The organism is Nocardia sp. NPDC052566, from assembly GCF_044547285.1.
Lineage (GTDB): Bacteria > Actinomycetota > Actinomycetes > Mycobacteriales > Mycobacteriaceae > Nocardia.
Window position 1 is genome coordinate 41,309 of the sequence record NZ_JBIUAF010000010.1, and the last position, 15,486, is coordinate 56,794.

Here is a 15,486-nt window from a genome sequence, read left to right on the forward strand (position 1 = left end):
GGTCAGTTGTGATCGCCGCTGGTATACGACTCCGGCCGCAGATGCGTGATACCCGCTGGTGGCAAACCGGCCGCGTAGGCGAGTACCTCGCAGAACGCCTCCACATGGGTGCGCATCTCGACGGTGCCCGCGGTCCACGACGCGCGCAGCTCCAGCTGGTGCGCGCGCGGCGGGCCCGCGATATCGCCGTAGCGCACCGAGCTCGTCGAGGTGACGGTGCCGCCGAGCGCGGTGAACGGCTCACCGCGCGTCTCCAGCGCGTCGACCAGCCAGCTCCACGCCACCTCGGGCAGCAGCGGGTCGGTGGCGAGCGCGGCATCGATATCGGCCTGGATGTAGGCGACGAGACGGAATACGCCGTGCCATGCCTCGTCACCGTCCGGATCGTGCAGCAGGATCAGCCTGCCGAATGCGTCACCCTCGGAATCGATCGGCACCACACCGTTTTCCGGGTGTTTGACTTCGGCGCCGATCGCGTAGGAATACGGTGCCAGGCGTTGCGGTGGCCGGATCGGTGCCAGCTCGATCCGAGGGTGCACGGTTGCGGTGCCCATCGCATCGACCGCGGCGCGAAATCGTGCTGGCTCGCCGTTGGGTCCCTCGGTCGGTGCGGCGCCGTCGCGGAAGTCGAGCGGTGTCACAAGGGCGACGGTAGACCTTGGGGCACCGGCACAGTCGGAGGCGCGCCGCCGAGGCGCCGCACGAGCCTGCTTACGATGGGCGGTGATGAGCACTCATACCCGCCGCCGGTTGACCGATGCCCCGTTCCTGGCCGCCGCCACCGGCGCCACGCCGTCACGGCGTCCGGTGTGGTTCATGCGTCAGGCCGGACGTTCGCTGCCCGAATACCGCGAGCTGCGCGCCGGTATCGGCATGCTCGAATCCTGCTTCGATCCGGAGCTGGTGTGCGAGATCACCATGCAGCCGATCCGCCGCCACGGCGTCGACGCGGCGATCCTGTTCTCCGACATCGTCGTTCCGCTGAAGGCCGCCGGTATCGACCTCGACATCGTGCCCGGCGTCGGCCCGGTGATCGCGTCGCCGGTGCGCACCGCGGACGATGTGCGCGCCCTGCCGCGGCTGCGGCCCGAGGAGGTGGGCGCGGTCACCGACGGTGTGCGCTTGCTCACCGACGCGCTGGGCGACACGCCTCTGATCGGTTTCGCGGGCGCGCCCTTCACCCTCGCCTCCTATCTGGTCGAGGGCGGGCCGAGCAAGAACCACGAGCGCACCAAGGCGATGATGTACGCCGATCCGCAGACCTGGCACGCGCTGCTCGGCGTGCTCACCGACATCACCATCGCGTTCCTGCAGGCGCAGCTGGCCGCCGGGGTCGACGCGGTGCAGCTGTTCGATTCCTGGGCGGGCGCGCTGTCGCTGGCCGACTACCGCGCGTTCGTGCTGCCGCACTCCGAGCGGGTGTTCGCCGAGATCGCCGGCGCCGGTGTGCCGCGCATCCACTTCGGTGTCGGCACCGGCGAGTTGCTCGGTGCGATGGGCGAGGCGGGCGCCGATGTCGTCGGCGTCGACTGGCGGGTACCGCTGACCGAGGCGGTGCGCCGGGTCGGGCCCGGAAAAGCGTTGCAGGGCAATCTGGATCCCGCGGTGCTGTTCGCGGGTGCGGCGGCCGTGGAGGCCGAGGCGCGGCGCATCGCGGGTGAGGCCGACGAGGCGATCACCCTCGGCGCCGCGGGGCACATCTTCAACCTCGGCCACGGTGTACTGCCGGATACCGACCCGGGTGTGCTGACCGCGCTGGTGGAACTCATTCACGAGCTCTGAGCGCGACCTGACCGGGGCGGCGCTGCGGGTGCGGTTGCGCCAATCGGCGCGCGACGGTCGCCTTGGACAGCCGGGGTGCGGTGACGGGGCCGCGGTGTCGAATCGGGTCGAGCACAACGTGATCCGCGGCACCGGGCCGCATACCTCATCGCGAGGGCTCTTCGCGGCCGCGCGGTGCCGCCGCGCACCGACATCCGGATCGCCGAGGGCGCATCGGGCGACAGCAGGCCTCGTCGCGGTGGCTCGCGGCACATCGGGCGGAGGGGCGTGTCAGGGAAAGCGCCGAGCAGGGCTACCGTCGGGGCATGAGAATCGCGATCGTCGGCGGGGGGATCAGCGGGCTGGTGGCCGCGTACCGATTGCGGATGCTGCTCGGGCACAGCGCCGACCTGATCGTGCTCGATCGGGCGCCGCGGGTCGGCGGGATCCTGCGCACCGGTGAATTGGGCGGTGGGCCTTTGGATCTGGGTGCGGAGGCCTTCGTCGGGCGCAGGCCCGAGGTGCCCGGTCTGCTGCGTGAACTCGGGCTGGAACCGCAGCTGGTGGTGCCGGGCGGGCTGCGGCCGCTGGTGTGGTCGCAGGGCGTCGCGCATCCGCTGCCGGAACGCACGCTGATGGGTATCCCGTCCACCGCCGAGTCGATGCGCGGGCTGGTCGACGACGCGACCGTCGAGCGCATCGCCGGGGAATCACGCAGGCCGCTGAGCTGGCAGCCTGGCGCCGATGTCGACGTGTACAGCCTGATCGCCGATCGGTTCGGCGCGCAGGTCGCCGAGCGCAGCGTCGACCCGCTGCTCGGCGGGGTGTACGCGGGCAGCTCGCGGTCGATCGGCGTGCGCGCCGCACTACCCGGGCTGGCCGTCGCGCTCGACGGCGGCGCGCCGAGCCTCACCCACGCCGTCGCCGCGGCACTGCCGCCGCCAACCGGCGCGCCCGTCTTCGGCGGCATCCGCGACGGCTATCAGGTTCTGCTGGAATCGCTTTCGGCGAAATCCGGGGCGAAGGTCGTCACCGCCAGCGCGGCCACCCGGCTGACGCGCGGCGCGCGCGGCTGGGTCGTCGACCCGATCGGCGCGGTGGATGCCGTTGTTTTGGCCACCCCCGCACCGGTCACCGCCCACCTGCTGCGCACCGTCGCTCCCGCCGCGGCGGCCGCCGCCGCGAGCATCGAACTGTCCTCCTCGGCGCTCGTTGCCCTGGCCCTGCCCCGCGACACCGCACTGCCGGACAATTCCGGCATCCTCGTCGCCACCGGAGAACCCTTGCGTGCCAAGGCCTTCACCCTGTCCAGCCGCAAATGGCCACACCTGGCCGCCCGCGACACCGCCCTGGTCCGCGTCTCCTTCGGCAAATTCGGCGACGACACCCCGCTGTCCTGGTCCGACGCCGACCTCGTCACCGCCGCCACCGAGGACCTCACCACCGTCACCGGCGCCCCCATCACCCCACTCGACGCGGTAGTCCAACGCTGGCCCGGCGGCCTAGCCCAATACGCCCCCGGCCACACCGCCCGCATCGCCACCATCGAATCCGCCGTAGCCGACCTCGACGGCCTCGCCCTGGCCGGCGCCTACCTCCACGGCGTAGGCGTCCCCGCCTGCGTAGCCTCCGGCACCGCCGCCGCCCACCGCATCGCCGCCCTGATGATCTGAACCCCCGGAGCCTGATTCGGGCTTCCCGGGGTGTCTCGCGGCTGCTGCTCGAGCACCGCTGACACCGTCGGCCCGCTCCAGGTCTCGCGGCGGCCGAGTGGCAGGATGGGGTTATGGCGCGACTCGATTACCAGGCACTCAATTCGACGATCCGGTATTTGATGTTCTCGGTGTTCCAGGTGCAGCCGGGGGTGCTGGGGGAGGAGCGCGAGGGGGCGATCAAGGAGGCGCGGGCGTTCTTCGATGGGCTCGCGGACAGGGATGTCGTGGTGCGCGGCATCTATGACGTGGCGGGGATGCGGGCCGACGCGGACTTCATGATCTGGTCGCATGCGGAGCGGGTCGAGGACCTGCAGGCCGCGTATTCGGATTTCCGGCGGACCACCGAGCTGGGGCGGGCGAGCGCTCCGGTGTGGAGCAATGTGGCGCTGCATCGGCCCGCGGAGTTCAACAAGAGCCATATTCCGGCGTTCCTCGCCGGTGAGGATCCGGGTAACTACATCTGCGTGTACCCGTTCGTCCGGTCCTACGAGTGGTACCTGCTGCCGGATGACGAGCGCCGCAAGATGCTGGCCGATCACGGCAAGGCCGCCCGCGGCTACCCGGATGTGCGTGCCAATACGGTCAGTTCGTTCGCCCTCGGCGACTACGAGTGGATCCTGGCCTTCGAGGCGCCGGAGCTGCATCGCATCGTCGACCTGATGCGTGATCTGCGGGCGACCGAGGCACGCCTGCACGTGCGCGAAGAGGTGCCGTTCTTCACCGGTCCGCGAGTGGAGATCGACAAGCTCATCGCCGCACTGCCCTGACAGACGTCTGAAACGCAGTGAGCCCGCGACGATGTCGCGGGCTCACTGCGTTTCCCGTGCTCAATCCTGCTCGGGTTCGAGCACCAGCGCGATCGAGTTGATGCAGTAGCGCTTGTCGGTCGGCGTGGCGTACCCCTCACCCTCGAAGACGTGACCGAGATGGCTGTGGCAGTTCGCGCACAGCACCTCGACGCGTTGCATGCCGAGCGAATCGTCGGTCTTCAGGAGCACCGCCTCGGACTTCGCCGGATCGAAGAACGAGGGCCATCCGCAGTGCGAATCGAATTTCTCGGTGCTGCGGAACAATTCGGCGCCGCAGGCACGGCACACGTAGACACCCTCGGTCTTGGTGTCGGTGTACTCACCGGTGAAGGGACGTTCGGTCGCGGCCTCGCGCAGCACCGCGTATTCCTCGGGGCTCAGCTTGGACCGCCACTGCTGCGGTGTCAGCTGGATCCGCGGCGTGGAAGTTTCGGAACTCATGACTGCGCCTCGCTGGCGCTCGGCTCCGTCATTCCTTCGGACGCTGTGTTGTCGATTCGTTCGCTGCGCTCACTCATTGCTCCACGCTAATACGATTCTCCGCCTTGGTCGCGGCGCCGTTGCGCAGCGCGCCGTTCGACGCCGCGGGCGCGGACTTCAACCACACCGGGTCGATGCCGAACTGCAGCCGCCCGTCCCGCCGCGCGGCCAGGTACCGGTCGCCGAGCACGCAGAACACCACGATCAGCAGCAGCCCCCAGCCGAAGGTGACGCGCAGGTATTCCAGCGCACGCCCACCGCTCTGCCAGCGGTCCGACAGCCACTTGTCGTAGGACATGAAGCCGAAGATGGCCAGCCAGGCGGGCCAGTTGCGCAGCACCGAATTGCGCAGCACCACGCTGAGCAGGAACGGGAACAGCAGCATCGAGTAGTACTGCTGGCCGAGCGAGGGCAGCAGGAACGCCGCGGTGAGCAGCACGCCCGAGGAGGTGGTGACAAAGAACAGTTCGTCCTCGCGGTAGTACCGGTAGAGCAGCCACAGCGAGATCAGCACCAGTACGCAGAAGGCCAGGCGCATGCCCCAGATCAGCCACTCCGGTAGTCCGTAGTACAGCCCGTTGCCGACGAGCGCGCTGTTGAAGTAGTCGCGCGATTCGGCTAGGTAGGGCATGGTCCGGCGGATGAAATCCATCGGATCCTGCATCAGCGGCCAGGCGATCGCGTTGAGCGCCAACGGGATTCCGAGCGCGGTAAAGAACACCTTCCACTGCCCGCGGACCAGCGGTATCAGCAGCAGCGGCGCGAGCGTCGGTTTCACCGCGAGCGTCAGGCCGATGGCGGCGCCGGCCCACAGGTCGCGCCTGCGCAGCAACAGCAGGATGAAGATGACCTCACCCAGCAGCACGCAGCCGTTCACATTGGTGAAAACCAAAGTGTTGACGACGGTTTCGGACATGAACATGGCCAGCAGCAGGGCGGGCGCGACCACCGAGCGCAGGCCGTAGTTGAACAGCTTCAGCAGCAGGTACCAGGCGATGATGATGCACAGGGCGTTCACCAGGATGAACAGCCAGCGCGATTTCTCGTAGTCGAGGTAGGCCACCGGCGCGAACAGCAGTGTGCCACTGGGGTAGTAGAGGTAGTGCGGGTCGACGGAGTCGAAGTTGGCGGTGTACACCGGCCGCTTGTTGAGGAAGTCCAGTGAGGCCTGATACACCGGCCGGTAGTCGTCGGTGATGAACCCGTTGACAGCCTTGATGAACACCCGGTTCAGCACGGTCATGACCGCGGCGGGCCAGAGAATGAAGTTCAGAACCTCGGCGGTGGTACGAGCGGTGCGGGGCTCGAGCTGTCGAAGGAACACTGGGGCACGGTACACCGAAACGGGGAGCCGTTGTTGCCGGGACCTGTCTGTTGGCGTGCCGTCACGGGTGACGGTTCGGATCAGGCCGGGCAGGCGGATCCGTCGGCGGGGAGTTTGGCGTCCTTCAGGTAGGTCAGCAGTGCGCTTTGCGCACAGCCGGAATGGGTGAATACCGGGTGGCCCCAGCCCTGCCAGGTCATCGCCGCGTGCCTGGCGCCCGCCGCGGAGAGCGCACCGGTCACCGAGGCCTGGCCGCCGTTGCCGACCACCGGGTCGGCGATGCCGCCGAGGATGAGCACCGGCAGCGCGAGCTTGTCCGGCAGCGGCGCCGCGGTGGCGACCGGCCATGCGACGCAGTCGAGCAGGCCGATGGCGGTGGACCTGCCGAACACCGGGTACTTCTTCGCCCACTGGTCGGCGAGTTCCTTGGCCTTGGTCGGGGTGGGCGGCTGCTGGGTGTCGCTGCAGCGGTTGACGAATTGGCCGTCGCTCGCGGTGGCGGCGTTCTCGCGCAGGATCAGGTTGGCGAGCACGCCGCGGTCGCCGCGGCCCGCCGCCGACAGCGCGTCGGCGAGTTCGGTGATGCGCGTCGCCTGATCGGCCCGTGCACCGCCGAGGAAGCCGGTGAGCGTGGTGAGCAGCGCGTTCGCCGAGACCTCGCCGAGCCCGCCGGTGCTCGCCCGGTTCATCAGGTCGGCGATGGCGCCGCGCGGGTCGGGGCCGAGCGAGCAGCGAATTCCGATGCAGCGCTGGGCGAATGCGGTCAGCGCCGCCTCGGCGCCCTGGACCCGCTGTTCGGCGCGGGTGACCGCGTCGGCGCCGACCGCCTCGGGGGAGTCGAGTACCAGCCGGGCCAGGTGATCGCCGTACTTGCGGGCATAGCTGAGCGCGACCTTCGCGCCGTTGCCGGTGCCGAGCAGGTCGATCCGCTCGACCTGCCACTGCCTGCGCAGCTGTTCCAGGTCGTCGGCGGCGTGCGGTGCGTCGAAGGTGCCTTCGTAGGGCTGCAGATAGTCGCGGCAGGCGATGGTGGCGTCCTGGCTGAGCGTGGTCATCGTCTGCGTGAGATCGGCGCCGCCGGGGGCGAATTGGGCATTGTCGGCCAGGCCGCGGCGGACCTCGGCGGGGATGCAGTCGATCGGCTGCGAGGTGCCGAGGCCGCGCCGGTCGACCGCGACGATCGGGCGCGCGGTGAGCAGTGCGCTCGCGGGCCCGACCGCGAGCCCGGCCAAGGTGGCGCTGGAGGACCGGTCGGTGCCCGAGGTGAGTACCAGCGGTGCGACATCGGTCGGGGTCTGCGGCAGTCGCGCCCGCATCGCCCCGGTGCGCAGGTTGCCGAGCACGCTGCCCGCCGCGTCGATCGGGCTCGAGTATTCGGCGCACTCGAGTACCAGCCCCTCCGGTGCCGGGCCGAGGCCGAGCAGGTTCAGCGTCGGGGTGGTGCAGTTCTTCCACGCGAGGTCGGTCTTGGGGACCTCGGCCTGCGCGGGCGGCGGCGCGACGACGGTGGTCGGGACGGCTCCCCCCTGATGCGGACGCTCGACGGCGACACCGGGGCGGTCGGACGGACCGGTACCGCATCCGGCGAGCATGATCGAGAGTGTCGCGGCCGACACGACGGCCCGAGTCCAGCGCATGCGCTACAGCCTGCCAGGTTCGGCGGGGTTCTTCATGCACGGGCCCATCGGGTGAGCAGCGTGCCGTCGTCGTCGAGCAGGACATGCGCCCGGGTCATGGGGCGGCGGAACTCATGGGCGGACAGCGAAATTCGCCGTGCGGTGCCGCCGACCAGCAGCGGCGCGGTGGTCAGGCACAGTTCGTCGACGGCATCCGCGGCGAGCAGTTCACCGAACAGGTGCGGGCCGCCCTCACACAGCACCCGGTGCAGGCCGAGCTCGCCGAGCGCGGCGAGCAGCGATTCGGGGGTCACCGCGAGATCGCCCGCCTCGATCACCCGCCCGCCCGCGTCGGCCAGCTGCCGCTTGCGGTCGGCGGGCGCGGCGGCGGTGGTGACTATCAGCGGCGGCACGTCCGTATCGGTGAACAGCCGGCAGCCTGGTTCGAGGTTTGCGCTCGCGGTGAGCACGGCGATCGGGGGCGGCGTGCCGTCGGGGTGGCCGCCGATCCCGAGTTCGTGCAGCGCGCGACGTCGTGTCGCGTCGGTGCGCGCGCCGCCGTAGTTCTCCGCGCGCACGGTGCCCGCGCCGACCAGGATCACCTCCGCCAGCTCGCGCAGCAGCGTGAACACCTGCTTGTCGGCGGGCGTGCCGAGTCCGGCCGAGACATCGCCGCTGGTGGCCGCGCCGTCCACGCTGGCGACGAAATTGGCGCGCACCCAAGGGGCGTCGCGTCCGGTGGGGTAGGCGTAGAGCTGCGCGAGGTCGTCGGCGCCGAGTCCTGTGAGCTGGATCGCATTGTGGCTACGCTGCATGAAGGTAGATCACACCACGTCATTAGGCTTCGTCCATGCAAGAACGCCTCGTCGACCGTCACCCGGAGGTTCCGGCGGACCAGCTCGTCGCGCAGATGGTGCCGCCGCCCATGTTCGACGAGGTCAGCTTCGCCTCCTACATTCCCGACCCGAACGAGCCGAGCCAGGCCGCCGCGGTCGCCAAGGCCGAGGAGTTCGCCGGGCAGGTCGCCAAGATTCACAAGGCCGCGGGGAAGAAGAGCCTGTTCGGGAAGAAGAAGCAGGTCACCGGCGCCGGCCTGTATCTGGACGGCGGCTTCGGCGTCGGCAAGACCCACCTGCTCGCCTCCATCTTCCACAGCGCGCCCGCCCCGAAGTCGTTCGGCACCTTCGGTGAGCTGACCAATCTCGTTGGCGCTCTTGGCTTCAACAATGCCGTCGAGCGGCTTTCGGCGAACAGCGTGCTGTGCATCGACGAATTCGAGCTCGACGATCCCGGCGACACCATGCTGGTCTCGCGGATGCTGACCGAGCTGTCCGCGCACGGCGTCTCCATCGTCGCCACCTCGAATACGCTGCCCGGTCAGCTGGGCGAGGGCCGCTTCGCCGCGCAGGACTTCCTGCGTGAGATCAAGAAGCTCGGCGCGATCTTCGAGCCGGTGCGCGTCGACGGTCCGGACTACCGGCACCGCGATCTGCCGCCCGCGCCGGAGCCGACCTCGCCGGAACTGCTCGCCGAGCGGGCGGCCGCGACCCCGGGCGCCACCCTCGACGATTACGACGCGCTGCTGAAGCATCTGAGCACGCTGCATCCGTCGAAGTACGGCGCGCTGATCGCCGGGGTGTCCTCGGTGTTCATCTCCGGTGTGCACCCGGTCCAGGATCAGGCGGTGGCGCTGCGCATCGTGGTGCTTGCCGACCGGCTCTACGACGCGAGCATCCCGGTGACCGTCTCCGGTGCGAAACTCGACGAGATCTTCTCCGCCGAAATGCTGGGCGGCGGGTACCGAAAGAAGTACCTGCGGGCCATATCTCGACTCCTGGCGCTGTCCCGATTCGAAGTGCCGTCCGTGTGACGCGGCTAACATTCGTGTTGATCGTGGCGCGCGCCAACTGATTTGCTGAGCCTGCCTGATGTGCTGAGCCTGCCCGGATGTCTGTCGAAGCTCGGCGGACCAGACGAAGGGAGCCCCCCGTCGTGACCCATCGTGCCCTGCGCGCCTCCGTGGCCGCCGCCACCGGTTTGGCCATCGCGTTCGGACCCGTCGGCGGCTTCGCGCTCGCCGATCCGGCCACCGCCGCCGAGACCGTGCCCGCCGACCGCTCGCTGAATCTGCAGGGTGTGCAGAACGCGCGCGACCTGGGTGGCTACCGGACCAACGATGGCAGGACGGTGCGCAGCGGACTGGTGTACCGCACCGGCCAGCTCAACAACGCGACCGTGGCCGATCTGGCCGAGCTGTCGCGGCGCGAGGTGCGCTATGTCGACGACCTACGCACGATCTTCGAGCGGACCATCGCACCGGACCGTGTCCCGGCGGGCGCGACCGCGAATTGGGACGACGTCATCGGCCACGCGCCGCCCGAGGTGATGGCGACGACGCTCACCGGCGGCGACGGCCTCTACCGCGCGTTCATCACCGCACCGGGTGCGAGCCAGGCGTTCGGCGCCGTGCTGCGCGACATCATCGATCTGAAAGACGGTGCGGTGCTGTTCCACTGCACCGCGGGCAAGGACCGCACCGGCTGGACCGCCGCGGTGCTGCTGACCCTGCTCGGCGTCGACCGCGGCACCGTCACCCAGGACTACCTGCTGTCCAACCAGTATCGCAACGCCAACCCCAACGATCCGCTCAACGGCGTCCAATCCCAGTGGCTCGACGCGTCGTTCGAGCAGGCCGACGCGACCTACGGCAGCTTCGACAACTATGTCCGCGACGGCCTGAAGCTGACCGACGCGGACATCGCCGCACTGAAGACCAAACTGCTGGCCTGAGTTCAGGATTCGGCGCGCTCGGCGAACCAGCGGTCGATGAGCGCGGGCATCTCCTTGCCGAGCCAGATGAAGAATTCGTGCATCTCGCGCACGCGCGCGGCCTCTGGTCCGTTCGGGTCGTCGAACAGAGCTAGCCCGCGTGCCGTCATTTCGGCGAGCTCGACGTATTGGCCGCTCTGCGCGCGGGTCAATTCCGGCATGATCGATGGCCGGATGGAGTAGTAGTCCTTGCGGTCGCCCGGCTTGGAGGACTTGTCCACCCAGCGCATGGTGAGCAGCACCTTGAGCGCGTTGGAGATGGATCCCTTGGATGCCTGCAGCGCGTCGGCGATCTGGCCGAAGGTCTGCTCCGGCGGATTGCAGACCAGCAGCCAGCCCGCCGCTCGTCCGGTCATCCTGACCAGCCCCATCCGCTCGAGCACGAGGGCGAAATCCTCCACGAAGGCCAGCTGTTCAGGAGTCGGTGCGGCGGCCTCGTCCTGCGTCGTGTCGGTCATTGGTCGAGTATCCCTTCGTCGTCGTGGATATGGGAAAACGGGGCGGGCCGTGTCGGCCCGCCCCGTGGGGGACGGTCAGACCGCCAGGTCGCGGCGGTCGAAGGCGGCCAGCGCGATCCCGAGGGCGAGGGCGACGACCGCGGCGAGCACCGCGAGGTGGGCGGCGTTCCAGCCGTTGGTCAGCGGCGAGGCGCCGACCGCGTAGTAGAACGGTGACAGCTTGCGCAGCCATTCGGTGCCGTCGAACATACCGCCGAGGTTGTTGGCCAGGTAGCCGGCCAGTGCGACCAGCGAGGCGAGTCCCAGTGTCAGCGAACGCTTTCCGGTGATCGCGCCCATCATCAGGGTGATGGCGCCGACCCCGAGTGCGAGCAGGCCGAGCCCGGCGGCGCCCGCGACGATGTGCCCGGCGGGGATGTTCATCTGTCCCGCGTTCGCGCCGGCCAGGACGCTGAGCGTGAAGACACCGGTGACGATGCCGGTCTGCACCGCGAGCGCGGCGAAGCGCTGGGCGAGCAGCCCGATGCGGCTGATCGGCTGGGCCAGTAGCAGATCCAGCGTGCCGTTGTCCTCCTGTGCGGCGGAGCGGGCCGCGAAGGTGACCGCGAAGATGAGCAGCAGCAGCGAGCCCATCAGCGAGTACACCATCGACTGCAGAAAGCCGGTGGCACTGGCGAAATCGCTCATGCCCATGGCGTCGTAGAGCTTGTTCTGCTTGATATTGTCCAGCGAGCCTTGCTCTTTGAGCGATGGGAAGTTGGGCAGGTAGATCATCGGGACGAGGGCGAGCCCGATCGACCAGCCGATCACCCCGCGCCGCTGTTCCTTCAGTGTCTGGGTGAATACCGAGCGCTTCATTGTGCGAACTCTCCTGTGTGATAAGTGGTTTCGATGCGGATCAGCGGCCGTAGAGCCCGAAGAAGATCTGCTCCAGATCCGGTTCGGTGGACAGCACGCTCACGAGCGGATATTTGGCTGCCGTCTTGAACAGCGCGTCGACCTCGCCCTCGGTGGTGCAGCGCAGGGTGTCGCCCTCGATGGTCAGATCGCGTACGCCGGGCAGGTCGGCGAAGTCGTCGGCGAAGATCGGCTCACCGAAGATCAGCTCGACCGAACGCGGCGAGCGGCGGCGCAGATCCTCGACATTCTCGGTGCCGAGCAGCTGCCCGGCGCGCATGATGACGGCGCGATCGGCGGTCTGCTGCACCTCGCTGAGGATGTGCGAGGACATGAACACCGTCTGCCCGTTGTGCTTGGCCTCGGTGACCAGATCCAGAAAGCGTTGCTGCAGTAGCGGATCCAGCCCGGAGGTGGGTTCGTCGAGGATGAGCAGATCGGGGCGGTGCATGAAGGCGGCGATGATGCCGACCTTCTGCTTGTTGCCCTTGGACATCGCGCCGACCTTCTTGGTCAGGTCCAGATCGAGCAGGTCGGCGAGGTCGGTGATCCGCCGTGCAGGCACGTCGCCGTGCTGATCGGCCAGGAAGCCGAGCAGGTCGCGCGCGGTGTTGCGGCCCTCGATCTCGAGTTCGCCCGGCAGGTAGCCGATCCGCTTGCGCAGTGTGGCGCCGCCTGTCTTCGGATCGATGCCGAACACCTCGACGCGGCCCGCGGTGGGGCGGATCAGATCGAGCAGGATGCGGATGGTGGTGGACTTGCCCGCGCCGTTGGGGCCGAGGAAGCCGAAGATCTCGCCCTGGGTGACTTCGAGATTCAGGTCGGTGAGCGCGACGTGCTTGCCGTAGTGCTTGGTCAGACCCTCGGTGCGGATCGCGGCGGTCATTTCTACTCCCAGGTGCTGGATGTTCTGTAAGGAACGATGTGTTCAGTAAACATTGAACATCCAGAACTTGTCAACCCCTCGGATGGACGCAATTACGATCCGGGCATGACGAAGTTCGAAACCTGGGACGGCCTGGAGCTCAACTACCGCGTGTGGGAAGGCGCCGACGCCGCGAAACTCCCGGTGGTGCTGCAGCATGGCGTGGTGGCCGACACCAACGCCAACTGGATGAGCACCGGCGTGGTGACCGCGCTGCACGCGGCCGGGCACACCGTGGTGTCGCTCGACGCGCGCGGGCACGGCCGCTCCGCGAAGCCGCACGACGCGGCGCGCTACTCGTGGGAGTTCATGGCGCGTGACGTGCGCGCGCTCTACGACGAACTCGGCTTCGAACGCGTTGTGCAGGTGGGCTATTCGATGGGCGGGGTGATCTCGCTGCTGGTTGCCGCCGCCGACGAGCGGGTGGCGAAACTGGCCGTCGGCGGTATCGGCTCGGGCGTCATCGACTGCGGCGGCGTCGACCGGCGCGTCATCGATCTGCCCGAACTGCGGGCCGCCATGAACGGCGCCGACGCGCCGCCGATCGCCATGATGTTCAGCATCCTGGCCGACGCGGTGCGGGCCGACCGGGCCGCCATCGACGCGGTCGCGACGGGCCTGGACGACCGCCCGATCACGTCGCTCGACGACATCACCGCGCCGACCCTGGTCCTGGCCGGCGATGCCGATCCCTTTGCCGCCGAACCCGAACGCCTCGCCGCCGCCCTGCCGAACGGCACGCTGGCCGTGGTCCCCGGCGACCATCTCATGGCCGTGATGGATCCGGGGTTCTCGGCGGCCCTGGTGGATTTCGCGAAGGGCTAAAACACTTTTCGCATGACGAAGTCGTGGTGGTGCTGGCTGCCGACGAGGAAGGTCTTCGTGCCGACCTCGACGAAGCCGTGCTTGGCGTAGAAGCGCCGGGCGCGGGTGTTCTCCTGGTTGACGCCGAGCCAGACGCCGGGATAGCCGCCCTCGCGGGCGCGGTCGAGCGCGGTGGTCATCAGTGCGGTCGAGACGCCCGCGCCGTGGTGGCCCGGCAGCACGTACATCTTGCTGATCTCGAGTGCCGGATGCAGATCGACCGCGGCCGCGACGTCCGGATCGGCGGGGTCACCGGCGATCAGCATCGCGTAGCCGACGATCTCGTCACCGGCGACGGCCTTGAGCACGGTGCGCGCCGGATCGCTCAGGTACTCACCGAATCGCTCCCCGGAGAGCGCCTCGGTGATGAAGATCTCGATGTCGTCGGGGGTGGCGTCGGGTGGGCACGACAGCGGGAAGGTCGCGGCCGCAACGTCACTGAGCGCCTCCGCGTCCCACAGCCCGGCCCGGTCGACGGTGACCGGCGTGTTGCTCAACTGACTCATCCGTCCAGTACAGCATGGTCCTGATCCGAGGCGGGACGGTTGCCCGCTTCGGGGCGGGTATGGAATACCCGGGCGATGACGATCAGCGCCGCGGCGAACACCAGGGGAATCGTGAAGCTTTCGCGATATCCGATACCCGCCGCGACCGCGCCGACCACACCACCCGCCGCCAGCGTACCCGCGTAATTGAACAGGTTGAGGCGCGCGATGAGCGCGTCGAGCGCCCGCCCGCTCGCCAGCCGTCCGGCCTCGCTGAAGCACAGCGGCGCGATCACCGGGACGCCGAGCCCGGCGACGGCGAAGCCCGCGATCGCGACCGCGGGGCCGGGCGCGGCGACCACGATCGTCAGCCCGAGCACGCCGATGATCGCCCCGGCGCGGACCACGAGGCGCGGTCCGAAGCGGCGCACCCACATGTCGCCGGTGAGCCTGCCGAGCAGCGACATGCCTTGGTAGGCCGCAAGTGCCAGCGCCGCCGTCGACGACGTGGACAGCAGATCCTCTTTCAGATACAGCGGCGACCAGTTGCTGACCGAGAAGTCGATCGCGAACACCAGCGCCATCGCGATGCCGAACATCAGGTACCCGCGCAGCGCCACCGTGCCGGGCGTCGTCGAATGTGTCTCGGCCGGAGCGGATTCCGCTTCGTCGCTGCCGAGCAGAGAGCGCCCGAGCGCGAGCGCGCCCAGCAGCACCAGGCCCGCCGCGGTGAGCAGCGACTGCCGCAGCGTCACCTCCAGCGCCTCGCAGCCGGAGACGAACAGCGCGCCGGTGATCGCGCCCGCGCTCCACGCCGCGTAGAACGAGGCCAGGATGAAGGTGCCGTAGCCGTGCTGGATGAACACCGCCTGCATATTGGTGCTCGCGTCGACGATACCGACCGATATCCCGTACAGGCCGAGCGTCACCAGCAGTACCGCGGTGTTCGGCGCCATCGCGATGGTGGCGCCGGTGAGCGCGACGAGCAGCAGGCCGATCCGCAGGGTGACCCGGCTCGACCACCGCGTGGCCAGTTGTTCGGCGGCCACGCTGCCCGCGCCGGCCAGTAGTGACACCACCACGACGGAGCCCGCGATGAGCCCGTCGGACAGCTCGAATTTGTCCTGCTGCTGCGGTAACTCGGTCAGCACGACGGCGAGAAAGAAACCCTGCAGCCCGAACGCGAACGAGTTCGCGATTCTGGCGCCCCGCAGGACAGGGGCGATCGAACTCATTCACGCAGGGTAGCGACCGTGCCGGCGCGGTGCGGGGCGAAACGGCCGATGTCATCCGGAGGCCGGGGTGTGCGGCTTTCGGACGGAA

General features: G+C 68.9%; 16 protein-coding genes. 6 read left to right on the forward strand and 10 right to left on the reverse strand.

Annotated elements, in window-relative coordinates; translation table 11 throughout:
* Positions 1–2: 2 nt before the first annotated feature.
* Positions 3–554, reverse strand: coding sequence for a DUF3000 domain-containing protein (locus ACIG5A_RS42435; RefSeq protein ID WP_397251544.1), 552 nt, complete (start codon positions 552–554; stop codon positions 3–5).
* Between the two features lie 172 nt (positions 555–726).
* On the opposite strand from ACIG5A_RS42435, the gene hemE reads away from it, so the two are divergent.
* The 3 genes from hemE to hemQ all read left to right on the forward strand — a co-directional run bounded on the left by hemE (position 727) and on the right by hemQ (position 4,243).
* Positions 727–1,782, forward strand: a complete 1,056-nt coding sequence (gene hemE / locus ACIG5A_RS42440; RefSeq protein WP_397251081.1) for a uroporphyrinogen decarboxylase — start codon at positions 727–729, stop codon at positions 1,780–1,782.
* Positions 1,783–2,087: 305 nt separating this feature from the next.
* Entirely contained in the window at positions 2,088–3,434 is a 1,347-nt protein-coding gene (locus tag ACIG5A_RS42445) for a protoporphyrinogen oxidase (RefSeq protein WP_397251083.1), read from the forward strand.
* Between the two features lie 113 nt (positions 3,435–3,547).
* Positions 3,548–4,243 (forward strand): hydrogen peroxide-dependent heme synthase, encoded by a 696-nt coding sequence (gene hemQ / locus ACIG5A_RS42450; RefSeq protein ID WP_397251085.1) that lies wholly within the window; start codon positions 3,548–3,550, stop codon positions 4,241–4,243.
* A gap of 60 nt (positions 4,244–4,303) precedes the next feature.
* On the opposite strand, the gene msrB is transcribed toward hemQ, so the two are convergent.
* The 4 genes from msrB to ACIG5A_RS42470 form a co-directional block, all read right to left on the reverse strand.
* Positions 4,304–4,726, reverse strand: a complete 423-nt coding sequence (gene msrB / locus ACIG5A_RS42455; protein WP_397251087.1) for a peptide-methionine (R)-S-oxide reductase MsrB — start codon at positions 4,724–4,726, stop codon at positions 4,304–4,306.
* 73 nt (positions 4,727–4,799) lie between these two features.
* Positions 4,800–6,089 carry a glycosyltransferase family 87 protein gene (locus ACIG5A_RS42460; protein ID WP_397251089.1) on the reverse strand — a complete coding sequence of 430 codons (1,290 nt, stop codon included), beginning with the start codon at positions 6,087–6,089 and terminating at the stop codon, positions 4,800–4,802.
* Positions 6,090–6,169: 80 nt separating this feature from the next.
* Positions 6,170–7,726 (reverse strand): alpha/beta hydrolase, encoded by a 1,557-nt coding sequence (locus tag ACIG5A_RS42465; protein WP_397251091.1) that lies wholly within the window; start codon positions 7,724–7,726, stop codon positions 6,170–6,172.
* A gap of 32 nt (positions 7,727–7,758) precedes the next feature.
* Positions 7,759–8,520, reverse strand: a complete 762-nt coding sequence (locus ACIG5A_RS42470) for a pyrimidine reductase family protein (RefSeq protein WP_397251093.1) — start codon at positions 8,518–8,520, stop codon at positions 7,759–7,761.
* A gap of 35 nt (positions 8,521–8,555) precedes the next feature.
* On the opposite strand from ACIG5A_RS42470, the gene zapE reads away from it, so the two are divergent.
* Together zapE and ACIG5A_RS42480 are read left to right on the forward strand one after the other, a co-directional pair.
* Positions 8,556–9,575 carry a cell division protein ZapE gene (zapE, locus tag ACIG5A_RS42475; RefSeq protein WP_397251095.1) on the forward strand — a complete coding sequence of 340 codons (1,020 nt, stop codon included), beginning with the start codon at positions 8,556–8,558 and terminating at the stop codon, positions 9,573–9,575.
* 122 nt (positions 9,576–9,697) lie between these two features.
* Complete coding sequence (locus tag ACIG5A_RS42480; protein WP_397251097.1) at positions 9,698–10,495, forward strand: tyrosine-protein phosphatase; 798 nt, start codon at positions 9,698–9,700, stop codon at positions 10,493–10,495.
* Positions 10,496–10,497: 2 nt separating this feature from the next.
* On the opposite strand, the gene ACIG5A_RS42485 is transcribed toward ACIG5A_RS42480, so the two are convergent.
* From ACIG5A_RS42485 to ACIG5A_RS42495, 3 genes are all read right to left on the reverse strand, one after another.
* On the reverse strand, positions 10,498–10,992 hold the full coding sequence (locus tag ACIG5A_RS42485; RefSeq protein ID WP_397251099.1) for a GbsR/MarR family transcriptional regulator: 495 nt from the start codon (positions 10,990–10,992) through the stop codon (positions 10,498–10,500).
* 75 nt (positions 10,993–11,067) lie between these two features.
* Positions 11,068–11,850: an ABC transporter permease subunit gene (locus ACIG5A_RS42490; protein ID WP_397251101.1), complete on the reverse strand. Its 783-nt coding sequence runs from the start codon at positions 11,848–11,850 to the stop codon at positions 11,068–11,070.
* 40 nt (positions 11,851–11,890) lie between these two features.
* Positions 11,891–12,775 (reverse strand): ABC transporter ATP-binding protein, encoded by an 885-nt coding sequence (locus tag ACIG5A_RS42495; protein ID WP_397251103.1) that lies wholly within the window; start codon positions 12,773–12,775, stop codon positions 11,891–11,893.
* A gap of 105 nt (positions 12,776–12,880) precedes the next feature.
* Here ACIG5A_RS42495 and ACIG5A_RS42500 point away from each other — a divergent pair, with 105 nt between their 5' ends.
* On the forward strand, positions 12,881–13,639 hold the full coding sequence (locus tag ACIG5A_RS42500) for an alpha/beta fold hydrolase (RefSeq protein ID WP_397251105.1): 759 nt from the start codon (positions 12,881–12,883) through the stop codon (positions 13,637–13,639).
* Here the strand turns inward: ACIG5A_RS42500 and ACIG5A_RS42505 are convergent.
* Both ACIG5A_RS42505 and ACIG5A_RS42510 read right to left on the reverse strand, forming a co-directional pair.
* The gene (locus ACIG5A_RS42505) at positions 13,636–14,184 is read right to left on the reverse strand and encodes a GNAT family N-acetyltransferase (protein ID WP_397251107.1); all 549 of its coding nucleotides are present in this window, start codon (positions 14,182–14,184) and stop codon (positions 13,636–13,638) included. The two genes, ACIG5A_RS42500 and ACIG5A_RS42505, sit on opposite strands and share 4 nt — an antisense overlap.
* Entirely contained in the window at positions 14,181–15,398 is a 1,218-nt protein-coding gene (locus ACIG5A_RS42510) for an MFS transporter (RefSeq protein ID WP_397251109.1), read from the reverse strand. Before ACIG5A_RS42510 ends, ACIG5A_RS42505 begins: the two co-directional genes overlap by 4 nt.
* Positions 15,399–15,486 lie beyond the last annotated feature (88 nt).

What these genes read in the sequence shown, in the direction of transcription:
- zapE (WP_397251095.1), top strand. Translation starts at nt 8,556, where the DNA reads ATGCAAGAACGCCTCGTCGACCGTCACCCGGAGGTTCCGGCGGACCAG.
- ACIG5A_RS42435 (WP_397251544.1), bottom strand. Translation starts at nt 554, where the DNA reads ATGGGCACCGCAACCGTGCACCCTCGGATCGAGCTGGCACCGATCCGG.
- ACIG5A_RS42485 (WP_397251099.1), bottom strand. Translation starts at nt 10,992, where the DNA reads ATGACCGACACGACGCAGGACGAGGCCGCCGCACCGACTCCTGAACAG.
- ACIG5A_RS42500 (WP_397251105.1), top strand. Translation starts at nt 12,881, where the DNA reads ATGACGAAGTTCGAAACCTGGGACGGCCTGGAGCTCAACTACCGCGTG.
- msrB (WP_397251087.1), bottom strand. Translation starts at nt 4,726, where the DNA reads ATGAGTTCCGAAACTTCCACGCCGCGGATCCAGCTGACACCGCAGCAG.
- ACIG5A_RS42470 (WP_397251093.1), bottom strand. Translation starts at nt 8,520, where the DNA reads ATGCAGCGTAGCCACAATGCGATCCAGCTCACAGGACTCGGCGCCGAC.
- ACIG5A_RS42445 (WP_397251083.1), top strand. Translation starts at nt 2,088, where the DNA reads ATGAGAATCGCGATCGTCGGCGGGGGGATCAGCGGGCTGGTGGCCGCG.
- hemE (WP_397251081.1), top strand. Translation starts at nt 727, where the DNA reads ATGAGCACTCATACCCGCCGCCGGTTGACCGATGCCCCGTTCCTGGCC.
- ACIG5A_RS42490 (WP_397251101.1), bottom strand. Translation starts at nt 11,850, where the DNA reads ATGAAGCGCTCGGTATTCACCCAGACACTGAAGGAACAGCGGCGCGGG.
- hemQ (WP_397251085.1), top strand. Translation starts at nt 3,548, where the DNA reads ATGGCGCGACTCGATTACCAGGCACTCAATTCGACGATCCGGTATTTG.
- ACIG5A_RS42510 (WP_397251109.1), bottom strand. Translation starts at nt 15,398, where the DNA reads ATGAGTTCGATCGCCCCTGTCCTGCGGGGCGCCAGAATCGCGAACTCG.
- ACIG5A_RS42465 (WP_397251091.1), bottom strand. Translation starts at nt 7,726, where the DNA reads ATGCGCTGGACTCGGGCCGTCGTGTCGGCCGCGACACTCTCGATCATG.
- ACIG5A_RS42505 (WP_397251107.1), bottom strand. Translation starts at nt 14,184, where the DNA reads ATGAGTCAGTTGAGCAACACGCCGGTCACCGTCGACCGGGCCGGGCTG.
- ACIG5A_RS42495 (WP_397251103.1), bottom strand. Translation starts at nt 12,775, where the DNA reads ATGACCGCCGCGATCCGCACCGAGGGTCTGACCAAGCACTACGGCAAG.